Source organism: Dehalobacterium formicoaceticum (genome assembly GCF_002224645.1).
GTDB lineage: Bacteria > Bacillota > Dehalobacteriia > Dehalobacteriales > Dehalobacteriaceae > Dehalobacterium > Dehalobacterium formicoaceticum.
This window is the reverse complement of the sequence record NZ_CP022121.1, coordinates 2,109,715-2,125,267: the sequence shown is the minus strand read 5'-3', so window position 1 is coordinate 2,125,267 and position 15,553 is coordinate 2,109,715. Positions and strand designations below refer to the sequence as shown.

Annotated in this window: 13 protein-coding genes; 5 read left to right on the top strand and 8 right to left on the bottom strand. The window is 42.1% G+C overall.

Annotated features, from left to right (window positions below; genetic code table 11):
- The first annotated feature begins 125 nt into the window (after window positions 1-125).
- From CEQ75_RS10275 to CEQ75_RS10265, 3 genes are all read left to right on the top strand, one after another.
- Window positions 126-635 (top strand): DUF6323 family protein, encoded by a 510-nt coding sequence (locus CEQ75_RS10275; RefSeq protein ID WP_089610383.1) that lies wholly within the window; start codon window positions 126-128, stop codon window positions 633-635.
- Complete coding sequence (locus tag CEQ75_RS10270; protein WP_242965097.1) at window positions 613-1,995, top strand: DUF6179 domain-containing protein; 1,383 nt, start codon at window positions 613-615, stop codon at window positions 1,993-1,995. Before CEQ75_RS10275 ends, CEQ75_RS10270 begins: the two co-directional genes overlap by 23 nt.
- 121 nt (window positions 1,996-2,116) lie before the next feature.
- On the top strand, window positions 2,117-5,425 hold the full coding sequence (locus CEQ75_RS10265) for a DEAD/DEAH box helicase (protein ID WP_089610382.1): 3,309 nt from the start codon (window positions 2,117-2,119) through the stop codon (window positions 5,423-5,425).
- Between the two features lie 137 nt (window positions 5,426-5,562).
- On the opposite strand, the gene CEQ75_RS10260 is transcribed toward CEQ75_RS10265, so the two are convergent.
- The 3 genes from CEQ75_RS10260 to CEQ75_RS10250 form a co-directional block, all read right to left on the bottom strand.
- Window positions 5,563-6,084, bottom strand: coding sequence for a hypothetical protein (locus CEQ75_RS10260; RefSeq protein ID WP_089610380.1), 522 nt, complete (start codon window positions 6,082-6,084; stop codon window positions 5,563-5,565).
- A 322-nt stretch (window positions 6,085-6,406) separates the two neighbouring features.
- A complete protein-coding gene (locus CEQ75_RS10255) occupies window positions 6,407-6,715 on the bottom strand; it encodes a hypothetical protein (RefSeq protein WP_089610378.1) in 309 nt (102 codons plus the stop codon).
- Complete coding sequence (locus tag CEQ75_RS10250; protein ID WP_089610376.1) at window positions 6,715-7,749, bottom strand: hypothetical protein; 1,035 nt, start codon at window positions 7,747-7,749, stop codon at window positions 6,715-6,717. The genes CEQ75_RS10255 and CEQ75_RS10250 overlap by 1 nt, the downstream gene beginning before the upstream one ends.
- 746 nt (window positions 7,750-8,495) lie before the next feature.
- Between CEQ75_RS10250 and CEQ75_RS10245 the strand changes: the two genes are divergently transcribed.
- A complete protein-coding gene (locus CEQ75_RS10245; protein WP_089610374.1) occupies window positions 8,496-8,678 on the top strand; it encodes a hypothetical protein in 183 nt (60 codons plus the stop codon).
- 179 nt (window positions 8,679-8,857) lie between these two features.
- Here CEQ75_RS10245 and CEQ75_RS10240 read toward each other — a convergent pair whose 3' ends face one another.
- From CEQ75_RS10240 to CEQ75_RS10225, 4 genes are all read right to left on the bottom strand, one after another.
- Window positions 8,858-9,220, bottom strand: a complete 363-nt coding sequence (locus CEQ75_RS10240) for an ATP-binding protein (RefSeq protein ID WP_198306509.1) — start codon at window positions 9,218-9,220, stop codon at window positions 8,858-8,860.
- Window positions 9,221-9,465: 245 nt separating this feature from the next.
- Complete coding sequence (locus CEQ75_RS10235; RefSeq protein ID WP_198306508.1) at window positions 9,466-11,748, bottom strand: tetratricopeptide repeat protein; 2,283 nt, start codon at window positions 11,746-11,748, stop codon at window positions 9,466-9,468.
- A gap of 11 nt (window positions 11,749-11,759) precedes the next feature.
- The gene (locus tag CEQ75_RS10230; protein WP_089610369.1) at window positions 11,760-12,125 is read right to left on the bottom strand and encodes a hypothetical protein; all 366 of its coding nucleotides are present in this window, start codon (window positions 12,123-12,125) and stop codon (window positions 11,760-11,762) included.
- Window positions 12,115-12,639, bottom strand: a complete 525-nt coding sequence (locus CEQ75_RS10225) for a sigma-70 family RNA polymerase sigma factor (protein WP_089610367.1) — start codon at window positions 12,637-12,639, stop codon at window positions 12,115-12,117. The genes CEQ75_RS10230 and CEQ75_RS10225 overlap by 11 nt, the downstream gene beginning before the upstream one ends.
- 225 nt (window positions 12,640-12,864) lie before the next feature.
- On the opposite strand from CEQ75_RS10225, the gene CEQ75_RS10220 reads away from it, so the two are divergent.
- Window positions 12,865-13,122 carry a DEAD/DEAH box helicase gene (locus CEQ75_RS10220; protein ID WP_089610365.1) on the top strand — a complete coding sequence of 86 codons (258 nt, stop codon included), beginning with the start codon at window positions 12,865-12,867 and terminating at the stop codon, window positions 13,120-13,122.
- Window positions 13,123-13,554: 432 nt separating this feature from the next.
- Here CEQ75_RS10220 and CEQ75_RS10215 read toward each other — a convergent pair whose 3' ends face one another.
- A complete protein-coding gene (locus CEQ75_RS10215; RefSeq protein WP_198306507.1) occupies window positions 13,555-15,258 on the bottom strand; it encodes a helix-turn-helix domain-containing protein in 1,704 nt (567 codons plus the stop codon).
- Between the last annotated feature and the right edge of the window lie 295 nt (window positions 15,259-15,553).

The following is a 15,553-nucleotide window of genomic DNA, read 5'->3' as shown; positions in this document are numbered from 1 at the left end:
TATAATTATAAGAAACCCAATTTACCATTTAATATATTAACTCAACTATATTCTAGCATGTTTTCATGGTTCTGTCAATGGATTTGGTGAATTTTTTTGTGAAAATTATCTGGAGGTGAATGCACTTGGCAATTGAGCACATGAGTTTCCCTTCATCCCTTACTCAGAAACTGGCAGTGGCGGAAATTGAAAAATCAAACGAATATACCCGGCAGTTTGGCTTGACTCTCTCCCACTTTGATGCGGTTGAACTGGTTGAGACGCGTACCCTGGCACTAAAAGGCTCCGGCCGCATTGAATTTGGAGGGGGTGTCATCGAAAAAATCATCAGGGCATTTTGTCACTCACCCTATGTCTCCAAGCATAATTACACCGAAACACTACATGATCTGACGGAAATGTTCTATTATTACAAAAACGAAACCCTGGACCTGATAAGTGATGACGACTTGATAAAATTCATGAAAAATAGTTTTGACGGCACCTGCCAGGGGTCCCTGGAGCTTCTTGCGGGACGTGAGCTTAATAACATGGCGCGGAGCTTACGCTATGGCCGCGATCTGCATGATACGGAGAATATGTTAGATGACGAGTTGGTTGAGGGGGAGGAGTATGATGAATATGAAGATGAATAAGATAAAAAAACGGCATACCATTAACATTAATAACCTGACAGGAGAAACCTTTTTTACATCACTGCTAGAAGAGGGATATAAGGCGGGAATGCTCCGGGATTCTGATGCAGAAAGCATCCAGCTCAATTGCCTTAAACTTTTAGCTGATAAATGCGAAAAATACAACTATGGTGAAAGCAGTTCTATTAAAGTGGAGACCGCCGAAAGCATTATGAAATCAAACCTCTGCACCATTGGACTCTACTTAAAATCCTTACCCGATGCCGATTATGCCGTCAATGAACTTAAACAGTCCGAGATTGGCGAAATATATCAAAAAGGCAGAGAGCTAATTGATGAAAAACTCAGCCGGGCAAAATATCTCTATCAGTTGGTGCTGGAAAATAAGCTGGTTACAGAAAATTACTCCTATAACGCGACCCTGAACGATGGTATTGAAACTTTTTTTAAATTATACAATCCGGATTATGAGTCCCATGAGTGTCCCGCTTTCATTGATTATCAGCTTTGCCATCCTGTCACCGATGTACTTGGGGTGGAATTAATTTTAAAATATCTGGAGCATCTATTCCTGGAAAATGAGTTCTGCCGGAAATTTCGCTCTGAGGATATCCACTATCTTCTTTACGGGTATGATCAGGACTACCAGGAACTGCTCATTAATATTTTTGAACAAGTGTTAACGGGAGCATTAGGCTGCCTTCTTGCGGGTAAGGGCCACCGCCGATTGGATCTTTCCAAAGAAGAAATTAGCAGTTTGCAACTGGAGCTGTCAAAGGATGATGGCAGTACACTTGCTTTGAAGATCCAAAAAGCAAGTGATAAGATGCTTGCAGCGCTGGATGGCAGTGGGTTTTCCCTTGAAAAATACGTTGAAAAGGCCCTGCCCAAAATTACATTCCAGATCCTTAATGCAGTCAAAACAAACACCCTGGACAAAACCCTGTCCTCTCCTGTTAATCCGGATCTGGAACCTAAAATCCGGTTTGTCTCTACAGTGAAGATGGATGATAAAGAATATCGAAAAATTATCGACGAATTGCTGGTCTGCCGATATACCTCGGATAAGATTGCTTTGATAAAGGAAAAAGTTAAATCCTTTGGTGATTTGGAAGATCTGCTATTTGATGCAGAGCTTTGCCAAGAAGAAGTCACCGAGGTTTTTGGTATCCTCAATGAAATTGAAATTGCTGCAATGCTTAAGAGGCACCCGTTTATAACGGATATTCGAGCTGTTGAATTATCAGAAGCGGAACAGCTATTTCGCTTGTATTTAAAAAGTTACTTTGACAGTCTCGAAGTATCAAGACAAAATGAAATTACTAAAATAGGAAGCCAACTGAGCGACGATTACCTTTAGTCGTGCAAAACAATGGACCCTCTTTTCTTTTATCTGCAAAAGAGGTACAATAAATTATTGAACCTTTATTAAATTTAAACCTTCATTAGAGTATATCCCGAAAACAGGAGTGAAATATCAGTTGGTTAATATCTACCAAAGAAAAATAAAAGACCGCTGTGCACCTGTCAATTACGAACAGGGTTTTTCCTGGTTCAATCAAAACCGGGTACGCAAGCTTTCCTTTAAAAAATCGGAAAATAAATATACAGGCCAGGTGGCGGGGATGAATGATGCTACCTATAAGTCGGAAATCTGGCTGGACGACAAGGGTGAGGTAACCAATTACCAATGTTCCTGCAATTCCTACAAAGGTTATTTTGGTTATTGCAAGCATGTGGTGGCCACCCTGCTGGCTTTGGAACATCATGAGGAAAACCGCCAGGAAAGAATCATGGCCCGGTCCCGTCAGTTAATCAGCGAGATCTTAAATGAGCTGCCGGGAGAAAAGTCCCTTCCTCCCCGAGAAGTGCGCCTCCTGCCCACCCTGGTTTTTACTTATGATGAGGAATATCCGGAAGAAAATCAAAGTTCCGTGACCCTCTCCATCGGCGAGGAGCGCCTGTACGTAGTCAAGAACATGCGGAGCTTTCTAGAGCAGCTGGAGAAGAGCGAGCAGATCACCTTTGGCAAAAAGTTCGCCTTTCAACCCAAGGTGCATGCTTTTCGCGGGGAGGATCAGGCCATGCTGGACCTTTTTTATGAGGTCTACCATGTGGGCAGCTTGTACGAACACCGCTCCGCCCGCTCCTTCTCCTATTATACGACCTCTTCCTACAGCGACCGCAGCGGTCAACGGGCACTCTTTAACGGGAAAAACATCATCCTGCCGGAAATACTTCTGAAACGATGGTTGCAGCTAATGGCCGGGAGAAGCTTTGCCATGGAATTAAACGGCAAGTCATACGATAATGTCACCATCTTGGAGCAACCTCTCCCCATGAACTTTTTCCTGGGAGAAAAAGAAGGGAACCTTTATCTGGACGGTCAGGTGCTCTCTGCCATGACCCCTCTCACCCAGGACGGGGAATATTTCTTCTACCTGGGATCCGTATATCATCTCAATTCCCGGCAGCGGGCCAATCTGATGCCCTTTTATCACGGTCTGATCAAGGCCCCCGCCCACACTCTGCTCATCAGCGGGGAACAGCAGGAGCGGGTGGTGTCGGATATTTTGCCCCGCCTTAAAAAGGCAGGGGGTTTGACGGTACAGAAGGATCTGGAGACCAAAATCCAGGAGCATCCCTTAAAGACGGAGGTTTACCTGGATACCCAAGAGGGCCGGATTCTGGCAGAGGTGAAATTCCTCTACGGAAAGCGGGTCATTAACCCCTTTGGCAGCAATGAGCAGGAAGACCAGACCGGGGAAGATCAAATCCTACTCCTACGGGACAGCGAGAAGGAAAAAAATGTGCTCCAATATTTTGAAACCGGCGGCTTTCATGTCCGGGGCCAGGAGGTTTATCTGGAAGAGGAAGAAGATATTTTTAACTTTGTCCAAAACATCCTCCCTGCCCTTCAGCAAGAGGGGGAGGTTTTCTTCAGCGACAGCTTCCGCTTGGTGAGCAAGCACCCCCCTGCCCCCAGTTTTCGGGGCCGGGTGTCCATTAACGAAGATTCGGATCTCTTAGAGCTGGACTTTGAGCTGGACGGCATCGACCGGGAGGAGCTGGCCCATGTTTTCTATGCCTTAAAGGAAAAGAAGAAATATTACCGTCTCAAAAACGGCGCCTTCTTACCCTTAGCCTCAGATGAATTGTCCGCCATGGCAGATTTTTTTGATGAACTGAACATCAAGCAGGATGATTTTGACCGGGGTCATATGGTGCTTCCCATGTACCGTTCCCTGTATTTGGATACTATGCTGCAGCGCAACCCCCGGGGACTTTTCAAAAGGGACAAAGCCTTTAAAGAACTGGTGCAAAATGTACGGGAACCGGAGGATTTGGATTTCTCTCTCCCTCCCCATCTGGAACCGGTGCTGCGGGATTATCAGAAAACCGGCTTTAAATGGCTGAAATCTCTGGCCTCTTATGGCTTTGGCGGGATTCTCGCCGACGATATGGGCTTGGGCAAGACCCTGGAGACCATTAGCTATATTGAATCGGAAAAGGAGCAGCATCCCCAGCCGGCCCTGGTGATTGCCCCCACCTCCGTGATCTTTAACTGGCAGGGGGAGATCGGAAAATTTGCCCCCGGTCTAAGGACCCTAGTGATTACAGGGACAAAAAATGAGCGCCTGGCCCTTTGGGAGTCATTAAAAACCAATGTTGTGGATGTGGTCATTACCTCCTACCCTTTAATTCGTAATGATATTCACCTCTATCGGGATCAGACCTTCAGCGTCTGCATCCTGGATGAGGCTCAATATATTAAAAACGCCCATAGTCTCACGGCCAAATCCGTAAAAATGATCAAGGCCAAACAATATTTTGCCCTTACAGGAACACCCATTGAGAATTCTCTTGCGGAATTATGGTCTATTTTTGATTTTCTGATGCCCGGGTATTTTCCCGGTTATCAAAAATTTGCCCAAAAATATATCAATCCTCTGAAGAAGGCGGCGGAGACAGAAAACGGCCCCAATGTGCTGGAAGAGCTCTCCCGCAAGGTCAGTCCCTTTATTCTGCGGCGCATGAAAAAAGACGTGGTACAGGAGCTGCCGGATAAAATTGAATTAAAGATGGTCTCCGAGCTGACCCGGGAGCAAAAGAAGGTTTATCTGGCCTATCATGAAATGATCAAAAAGGATATTGCCGGGGAAATCAAGGAAAAGGGCTTTGAAAAAAGCCGCATCAAGATCCTGGCCGGGCTGACCCGCCTGCGGCAGATCTGCTGCCATCCGGGGATGTTTTTGGAAAATTACGCCGGGGAAAGCGGCAAGCTGATCCAATTAAAAGAGGTACTGGAAGAACTAAAAGATGGCGGCCACCGCACCCTCCTCTTTTCCCAGTTTACCTCCATGCTCGCCATCATTCGCACCCACCTAGATCAGGAAGGTATCCCTTATTTTTATCTGGATGGGTCGGTGCCTTCCGAGGAACGCTTGCAGATGACGGAAGCCTTTAACCAGGAAGAGGAGCGGGACTTGTTTTTGATCTCCCTCAAAGCCGGGGGCACCGGGCTGAATCTCACCGGCGCCGACACGGTGATCCACTTTGACCCCTGGTGGAATCCGGCGGTGGAAGACCAGGCCACGGACCGGGCTCATCGCATCGGTCAGGAAAAGGTGGTCAACGTGCTGAAATTCATCACCTTAGGCACCATCGAAGAAAAAATCTATGCCCTGCAGCAGCAAAAGAAAAATCTGATCAACGAAGTGATCAGACCGGGAGAAACCTTTATCGCCCAACTGCAGGAGCGGGAGATAATGGAGTTGTTGGAGTTATAGGAAAACCAGGTTAATGGGGCGGTGGGTTAAGAAAACATTTAATCGGGGCACAGGAACGGTTATCTTGTTGCCAAATTTAATGCTATCTTTAAAGAATAGTAAAGAAGCAGGAGAACCGTTCCTGTTCCCCGTATACATCAAAATTTTTTTCGCTGATTCTTTAATGTTGGAATTTTAGTACCTTTGACATTCACACCTAAAATTGCAGCCCCCAATACAAGCGCACCTCCAATAACATGAACTCCGTACTTAATAATTCCATTATAGAACTCTTTGTTTTCAGTATCTTTTGCCGAAATACGATCCGCAACAGTTATCATTTGTTCTGTTATTTTTGCTCTTTCATCAGCGGTAATTGTATCCTTTTTTAAAAGCTCACCAAGGTCATCGAGTGTTTTTTTATAGGCTCCAATTACTTCCTTTTGACTTTCTTCAATTTCCTTCATTACATTATTGCATATGGTGTTTAACTGTTCAAGCATATTATTTGCTAATTCAGTGTAGGAAGGAAACTGCTCAATTATTTTAATTGCAACCTCTTTATCCATATTCGGAATTGCAGAAACAAACTCCATGATTTTATCCTTAGTTATATTTCTAAAATTGTCAATAGCCAAAGCCTTCTTAACTTCGTTCTCGGTAATCATATACTTAGCCATAACCTTTTCTCCTTATCTCATGTATTCATTTTAACACCTTGTATTAGTTATCAATAACCCTGCAATATCCTGGGTTTTAGATAGCTGTTCTGTCTTCTGAATTTGTGTTAAATCAAATGCACGCAAGCACCATAGGTGTTCTAGGTTAATTTTCTTAAAATCAGATTTTCTGTTTTCTTATCTCAGTTAATTCAACAGTCTGTCCACATGGCTCGGGTTACCACATTATTGATGTCTGCATTCTTGAGAACAGATCAACCGTTTTTCACGCTTTCGTGGTTTGCGGGAACATACCATCGGTTTTAATATTCTTAGGAACATATTAACCCTTGATTTTTTTTGCAACATCAAATGCTTTTTTACCGAAAGTAAGAATAACACCACCAACTGCTACGGCACCGCCACCAACTTCGACAGCAACTTTCTTAACTTTGCTTTTTCTATCTTCATGCTTTGCAAGGCATCTTACACAGTATTTCTCTGTATCGTCCGGCAGCAGTGTATAACAACCTTTGCACACATAAACCAGCGGACTTCCACATTTTGAGCAGAATGTCTCTGATTCTTTATAAGTAATTTTCTTCTTATGAGCCTCGCATGACTCATTGCCACAACCTTTGATCTTTCCCATCACTCGTTCTCCTTTGAAACGCTAAGATAAATCGTCTTATCGGGTGCATTTAATTGCTTTTTAAACTCTGATACATCGAGTTTCAACTTAGCTCGTGATTTCCATACACCTTTTTCAGTTCCGGTATCTGTTATATCGCATTGTGCAAGTAAATTTGCGTTCTTCGCTACAGTACCATCAATGAAATAAGAATATTCGTTGAGGACAGTTGACATAGCCGTCAATTCACCTTCGTTGCAGTAGATTCCTGCTCGAAGCATTGTAGCCTGATGAATAAATGAAAATGATTGATTAATGTTATTCATACGACTATCGATTAAATCGACACTTTTTCTTTTGCCAATCTTAAACTCACCATTAGCAAGATATTTGATATCTGACTGCATTGTAAGTCCAAGTTGGAATGTAGCCTCTGAAAGTGCTCTTAGAGATTGGGCGATCAAGGCTTTCTTCATTTCCGGATCATTTATATTTCTGGCCTCTAAGTACAAGCTCAATCCGCTATAATATAATCCAATTCTGTCATTCTGCTGACCCTGTATTACTTCTCTAACATTTTGGTCAATGACAGCGATCTGATCAGCGATTTGTTGAACTTGATCTTGAAGTGCTTTCATCTGCAGTGCATTAGCCATATTGACCGGATCGATACCTATTGCAAATACCTCTTTCTTAATAGGTAACTTCGATCCATAATGTCCATTAGCTTCACGTATCTGAGCATATATATTACCTGAGTTTTCGGTCGTTAACTTTATCTTGCCACTTTCGATGGCTGCCAGTGTGCTTTCAGTTGCATCAACAACGTAACGATAACCTTTCTTCGTTGCTTCACGCACCTGTGTTACCATTGGTGATGCTTGTGCAACTGCCTTATAGACAATCTCGACCATATTCTCTGCTTGAGCTAGTTTCAATTTAAGTCCATTCGATAACAGCTTTACTGGATATGCCGCATCGTAAGGAGATGGTTCATCCAATACCGGACTCATTAAATCTATATAACCATTTTCATTTTTTTTGATTTCATTCATATTGTCACCCCTTTATGACATCTTGTAAAAGCGGCTTTAAATCCGAAATTAACGATGGAGAAATACCCTCTATCTTTGACAAGCATAACAATGGTCACAGATGCCAAACGATTAGATTTCGCTCGACCGTTTTCCCAACGATTAATTGTTGAAAAACTTAGGTGGATTGCATCTGTAAAGGCCTGCTGAGACGTGCTAGTGCGTTTCTGATGCTCCTTAATATCATGGCAATTTCCATTAGTCACACCCCGCTTGAATTATTATAGCACACTCTTATAAAGCGTTATCTGTATTGTTAACTATTTTACTAGAAAGGTTTGATTTAAAAAACGGCATAGCCGATATTTCTACCGACTATACCGAATTTTTTAAGGAAATAACCTTAGACACGCGTCCTTTAACTGATCTTTTTTCCATTACTCACTTTTGCCGTCGCTTCTTCACCCTTTATCTCTTTTTTCTATTCCGTATTACTATGGACTTCTTCATGCTTGATGCGGACAAATTCAATCCATTTGAGGGACAAACAGGGAGGACAAACAGGGGACGGTTCTTTGTTCTAGCATAGGTAAATCTTTTTAACAGTAAAATCAGTAACTTTGGCTATCTGTGTCAAACAAAAAACCCATCCCTTTTTTGCCTTACGGCTTTGGCGGGATTATCGCCGACTGATATGGGATTGGGCAAAACTATGGAAAAATCAACATTATTGAACGGAAAAAGAGCAGCATCCCCTGCCTGCCCTGGTGGATCAGGAAGGTATTCCCTATTTTTATGTGGATGGGTCGGTGGAATCCGGCGGCGGAAGACCAGGCCACAGACGGGCTCATCGCATCGGCCAGGAAAAGGTGGTAAACCTGCTGAAATTCATTACCTTAGGCACCATCGAAGAAAAAATCTATGCCTGCAGCAGCAAAAGAAAAATCTGATCAACGAAGCGGTAAACAGGGGCGGTAAACAGGGGACGGTTCCTCGTTCTGACACCGAAAAGAAAATGTTTTTAGCATACCCCTTGGTTCCGTGAATCTATTATTATTGCTTGTTAACCCTTACTTTTTCTCTCTAGCCACTATATGATGCGCCCCTGCGTGACGTACGAATCATATCCTTACACCCTCTGTTGCTCACGCCAGAATACTACCTTAAATTGATTTTTATCCACCTCATTAAAGAAATCCACCTGAATGCCTTGTTCCTTACAGCTTCTGATGATCCTCGTAATTCCCATCCCAGTGCCTCGATAGGGAACATCCTTAATATCCTTGATATGAGAAAGCAAAATCGGATTTCTGGCAATATGAATGCCGGTTTTTATCGCCTCTACATTTAGCGTATTGGGTAAACATCCCGGACTAATAATTTCTACCCTATTGTCAAATACGAAGATTCTAATGTTGCTTTGTACAAAATAATTCCGATGCACAATTGCATTAATCAATGCTTCTTCTAAAGCAATTGCCGGAATTTCCAAAATACCTAAGGGGCAAACAGGGGACGGTTCCTCGTTCTGACACTGAAAAGAAAATATTTTTAGCTTACCCTTTGATTCCGGGAATCTATCATTATTGCTTGTTAGCCCTTACTTTTTCTCTCCACCCACTATATTATGCGCCCCTGCGTGGCGCACGAATCATATCCTTACACCCTCTGTTGTTCACGCCAAAATACTACCTTAAATTGATTTTTATCCACCTCATTAAAGAAATCCACCTGAATTTAAAGCCTATCCTTTGCCAACTCTTCCAGCACGAATACAAGGACGTCCTTTTCTCCCCAGGACTTAATCTTAGCCTGAAATGCTTGCACCTTTTCAAAACGATTACTGCCATTGATACTCATTATTTCCCACAAATATTTCTTAAAATCCTCCTTGTTTAAGGCACTATGCACACCATTATGGTATCTTTCCAGATTATTAATAAGCTGATTAATATCGGCCGGCTTTTCTGTCTCCCTTTCACTATTGTATCTTACTCTCTCTGAATAACTATTTTCTTTCAAGAGCTTTAATGCCCCAGGTACATCATCTTGATAAAGATAAGCGATCACAGGACCTAAATCTATGAATTCTTTCTCCTTATTTAAATATCTTTGGTAATATTCAATGGCTTTTTCTGTATTACCGGTTCTAAAATATAATTCACCCATTTGGTGGAACCAGAAAATACTCTTACCCATCTCATTTTCAATTTCTTCGTAGAGTTTTAAAGCTGTCTTGTAATTACCGGCTTGATTATTGGCACCGGCAGCTGCCTGCACGATAAACCTATCCCGATTAACCTTTAACAGCTCCTCGTAATAATTCACGGCCTTACCCAGATCAGCTGTTTCTTCCGTCCAGCCATAATTATAAAGGCGGGCCAGGGAAAGTAATATATGGGGATCATTTGGCTTCTCTTCCAACCCTTTAAGGTAAGCCTTAATTGCCTCGGAATATTTCTTCTCCAGCACCAGCTTATCCCCAATGGATAAAGGATTAGTTTCCCCTACTTGAATGGATGGGTAGTTTCCGCTCGGCTCAAGGACGTAGCCCTCACTGTCAGAAATAGGCCGACCCTCATCATCCAATGCTTCCACCACAAAGAAGATCTCCGCCCCGGGATAGAAACTCCCTAGGATGGCCGAAGGGCCCAATACGTACTCATTTCCCCAGGTGACAAAATTCATCTCCCTTAGTGCCATTCCCTGAGGATTAAAGATATAGGAATTCCCCCTAAGGTTCTGCCGGTATACTTGGGAAGCATAGCCATTTTCCAATTTGAGCGTAATATGAAGATTATAAGATTTAGCCCCGGGTACTTCTTCCCAGGCTATCTTAAGGCTCTCCCCTGCATTAAAAGTATTCTGACCGGTAGGTTCCAAAATTTTTGCCTTAGGCTGAAAAACATACCTAAGCTCCTTCGTCTGATCTTCTTCCACCGTGAAAGCTTTCAGCCCATTGAATCTCCCCAGTCCATTTAAGTCTTCCGGTAACAGCCCAAGCACGAGAAAATACCTGCCCGGAGCAACATTATCAAATTTAAATTCTCCCTTCATATCTGTTTTGAAGGCGGAAGATTCTTGAATTCCTTCCAAATGGTTCATACTGCCATCATATTTTTTTTCATTTATTAAATAAACAAGCACATTGGACATAGGAATATTTCCCTTTAGAATTTCCCCCTTAACACTGCCTTTGGCCTCATCACCCTTAGTCTTAAGATTTCTAATCAATTCCATCTGGGATTTACTGTGTCTGTAGACCGGCTGTTGGTCCAGGGTGGCATTAATGCTTTCCTCCTGATCACTTCGGTGAGCTTGAAACTCGTCCCAGTCTTTTTTCGCTTCTTCTAAGGCTTTTCGGTAGCATTCTTCTGCCTTTTGATAATCCCCCTGTTGAAAGAAAAGATCGCCTTTCTTGGACAGGAATTCATCAATGTATAGATCAGCATACTTTTTCGAGCTTTCCTCTATTAAAGAAAGGGCTTTCTCCTGCTCCCCGGTTTCCAGATACAAATCAACCAAACGAATATTTGTCTCTGCCGCCCTAAAATTCCCGTCTACAGCTTCAAAGCCTTTCGCGGCAATCAAATAATTCTCTTCTGCCGCTGAGAAACTTCCCTGGGAGTGATAAACTTCGCCCAGCTTTTCATACATATTATATTTCCACATTGCTTCTTTTTGGGCTTTAGTAACCTTTAGGAGATAGACGATTACTTTTTCCGCTGGAACAAGGATATCTTCCTCAGCTCCCCCGCCACTGGTAAAATCCGGCCCAATCATTACCCGCTCTTCCTTTTCTAAAAGCCTATCAATTAAAGAATAAACCTCCCACCGGGCTTCTTCTGATCCGGGAAAAAAACGGATTAACCGCTCTTTTAAAATGACGGCATTTTCCTGGTTTCCCTCCTGCTCATATGCTGCTATTTTTACCGCCATTAATTTGGGTGTGGAAATATATCCTACTGTCAATATCAACCCCAGGATGATTACCAGAATAATTAATGTTTTCTTTGTCATAGAAATCCTTCTCATGGGTGTACAACCCCTTTCCCTTTTTCTACAGCCAAGGCAAAATGCTGCACTGCCCCAAAAGGAACGCCATTTTCATGAATTATGATCTTCTCTCTCATCTCAAACCTGGCCATATCTTTTTCCGAAATGTAAAAGAAAGTTCTGGTATAAAAGGCTGTGGCAATAAACAATAGGATCACAGATAAGGAAATTGCCTTTAAGGAAATTGATATTGACCTGTTCCACCACCCCGGGGAGTATTCGGAGCTTTTATTTACTCTTTGTCTTACCTTTTCCCTGGCGAGAGGAGAGAAATGAATTTCCTTTGTTTCCTCTTCCAGGTTGTCTTTTATTAATTTTCTAAAGAGATCCTTATCTTCCATCCTTCAGCCCCTCCTTTTTCATGATCGTCTCTAATAATTCTCTTCCCCTAAAAAGTTTACTTTTTACCGTACCTTCCGGCTGCGCCAAAACCCGCGCTATCTCAGAAATCTTCAAATCCTCAAAATAATGCAGGACAATAACCTCCCGGTAGATAAGGGGCAGTTTCAAAATGCACCCTCTGACTCTTCCGCTAATAGCCTTGTTGATAACAGTCTCCTCCAAGGGTTCTGTTAACCTACATGCTTTTTCCTCATTTTTAAAGGGGATAAACCAAATCCTTGATTTACGGCTAAGGTGATTTTTGCTAAGATTAAGAGCTATCCGATAAAGCCAGGTATAGGGAGAAGAATCACCGCGGAAGGAGTCCATGTTTTTGTATGCTTTAACAAAAACTTCTTGAGTTAGCTCTTCGGCCACATGGTAATTATCAATGATCAGGTAGATAACCCGAATAATTCTGTCCCCATAGAGCCGCATCCACTCATCAACTTTCTGCCAGTTACAATCTTCCAACAGTTACCCCCCTTCCCTTATCCTTTAGACCAATTAAGCATGTTTTTGGTTGCATTATTTTACTAAATAATTATACTCTATCTAAGGACAAACAGGGGACGGTTCTTTGTTCTAACATCGGTAAATCTTTTTAACAGTAAAATCAGTAACTTTAGCTATCTGTGTCAAACAAAGAACTCATCCCTTTTTTGTCTTACGGCTTTGGCGGGATTATCGCCGACTGATATGGGATTGGGCAAAACTATAGAAACATCAACATTATTGAGCGGAAAAAGAGCAGCATCCCCAGCCTGCCCTGGTGGGTCAGGAAGATATTCCCTATTTTTACGTGGAGGGGGTCGGTGGAATCCGGCGGTGGAAGACCAGGCCACGGACCGGGCTCATCGCATCGGCCAGGAAAAGGTGGTAAACCTGCTGAAATTCATTACCCTAAGCACCATCGAAGAAAAAATCTATGCCCTGCGCAGCAAAAGAAAAATCTGATCAACGAAGTGATCAGATCGGGAGAAACCTTTATCTCCCAACTGCAGGAGCGGGAGATTATGAAGCTGATAAAGTTATAGAAAAGTGAACGATAAACCCATCGTCCCATGTGTTTCCATATATCCAAGCATTATATTCAATCATTTTTAAGGAGGTTTTCCCCAGCCTATTATAAAGTTGGAGGGAATAAAATATCCCCCGGATATATACAGGGGGATAACATATCAAAATACTAAATACTTCCCTATGGTAATTTTATGCCGGTTTTTTTCAACCGGCATCTCGTCTCGTTAATCACGGTAGCCACTATGAAGAAAATCTTTTAATAACTGCAGAAGATCCTTTACCATGGTCAATGGATACCAAAATTTCATGAGGAATGGCAGTCCCAATTTTACCTAAACGATTTCACGGGTTAGGCGAGACATTCCCTTATCCGCCCATTTTAAGGCGGTAATAATTAGTAGAAATACTGGACAAGACCAACTCACCGTCAAGACCGGCTTTTTCTGCAGATAATAGTACCGTACTTACATCACCTGACTTTTTACGTAGGAGGATTTCATAATTGCTGCAACTGCCATGCTGCAAAACCTTTTGCACCACTTCATTGACCGCCCGGGAATCGAAAACATTTAATTCTGCAAGCGCTGTGTCAATTAATTCTTCACGGCTATAGCCGGTATAGCACAGAAAGTCATCGCTTACATCGAGGCAGCGCATATCCCCGAGAGAACTGTAGATCTTTAGTATGGGAGTGTCATCAAATGATTTGAAAATTCTTTCCTTTGATAATCGGATATTATCCTCCATGTGCTTGCGTTCTGTTATTTCAATAAACAGCTCAAGCATTAACACAGTTCCATCTGCATCATAAAATGGGTACTGGAAAACCTGGAAAATTCCATTTTTATGAGATACCCACTCCCATTCTAATTTATTCCCATTAAAAACAGCTGGAGCCATACAGTTCCGACAGGGCCGGCACATGTTGAAATACAACTCGTGACACAATCTACCTTTAACTTCCCCAAAGCGCTTGCGATAGTTGATGTTAGTGAAGCGTATTGTATAATCCGGTGCAATCAAGCAGACATAGGCCGGCAGCGTATCAAGAAGTGAATACAGCCTATCCCTCTCTGAGATAAGATTTTCCTCCGCAAGCTTTAATTCGGTAATATCCCGCCCCATTGACTGGTTTTCCGCTAGGGCTTGGCAGCTCCTGTCACAAAGCTCCAGAGAATGCTCGGATAGATCTCTGCTGGTCGACTTAATCTGACAAACTTTCTTGCGATACTCACTTGGAGATATTCCGGTAAAATTATTAAATGCTGCTGCGAATTTACTTGGGCTATTATAGCCAACTTCCCGGGCTATATCAGATATTTTTATTTGGCTTTGGCTTAGTAGTTTGCATGCTTGTTTCATTCGATTGGTCCTTATATCTGCAGCTATGGGTATCCCGTAAATTTCTTTGTAATAGGTTTTTAGAGTCGTTGGACTAATGAAATTCTGCCTTGACAATGCCTCAATAGTATAGTTCACATTAGGATTTTCAATAATTTGTTTGTGTATATGTTTTATCGTTTCAACCTGTTGTTGGAAATATAATTTTCGCTGTTCTTCAGGAGAAACTTCAAAGAAGTTCAAGAAAACCAGCAATTCCAGCATCTTTAATTTAAAGTAGGTTTTTCGTGACGCTTTTGGTGCCGAGTACATACCCTTAAATATGTGCTCAATTTCATCCCGTGAATGGATCATTAAATGTTGATTATTCCCAAGGAACTTTTCCCATAGGGCATCAAAGTCAATGTTTAGATCATTTAGCAAATCTATTTGGGAGATGTTTTCAGCCAATTTATCTACATAAAAGATAACTGTGAAACCCTTGTAATATTTGAGTGGGAATTCTATCTTAACGATTTGATTGCGCATGCTACTAATAAACATATCGCCCTCACCCAGATAAATAAAACTTCCATCCTTCATCCTGTATTCTGCTCGTCCTTCATGACAGTGATTTATTTCGAGAATATTATCATCTGTATTATTATAAGTCATGGCCGCACAAGAAGCAGATTCAAGCTCTTGGTATATTAAATCGATGCCAGGGAATACATTATAGACCGTATGCACTCCCGATCCATCCTTGCAATCCATATAATAAACGTTTGTATCCCGATACGGTTTCTCAACTGATGCTACGCTCTTAATGAACGAATGAGTTTTCTTGTGGGTCGTTATTTTCAATGTGTTCCTCTCCTCTGTTTTTATGCCAAGATACTTGTCACATTTCCTTAGATAATTACGAGTGCACACTTCTTATTTATACAACGATCCTCTTAACAATAAGCCTCCGAAACCCATTTCTTTGAATCATATGATTCATACATCCATGTGCTTATCTTATTATTTTAACAACTAAAAGACA

What these genes read in the sequence shown, in the direction of transcription:
- CEQ75_RS10235 (WP_198306508.1), bottom strand. Translation starts at nt 11,748, where the DNA reads ATGACAAAGAAAACATTAATTATTCTGGTAATCATCCTGGGGTTGATA.
- CEQ75_RS10255 (WP_089610378.1), bottom strand. Translation starts at nt 6,715, where the DNA reads ATGGGAAAGATCAAAGGTTGTGGCAATGAGTCATGCGAGGCTCATAAG.
- CEQ75_RS10220 (WP_089610365.1), top strand. Translation starts at nt 12,865, where the DNA reads ATGGGATTGGGCAAAACTATAGAAACATCAACATTATTGAGCGGAAAA.
- CEQ75_RS10230 (WP_089610369.1), bottom strand. Translation starts at nt 12,125, where the DNA reads ATGGAAGATAAGGATCTCTTTAGAAAATTAATAAAAGACAACCTGGAA.
- CEQ75_RS10250 (WP_089610376.1), bottom strand. Translation starts at nt 7,749, where the DNA reads ATGAATGAAATCAAAAAAAATGAAAATGGTTATATAGATTTAATGAGT.
- CEQ75_RS10270 (WP_242965097.1), top strand. Translation starts at nt 613, where the DNA reads ATGATGAATATGAAGATGAATAAGATAAAAAAACGGCATACCATTAAC.
- CEQ75_RS10260 (WP_089610380.1), bottom strand. Translation starts at nt 6,084, where the DNA reads ATGGCTAAGTATATGATTACCGAGAACGAAGTTAAGAAGGCTTTGGCT.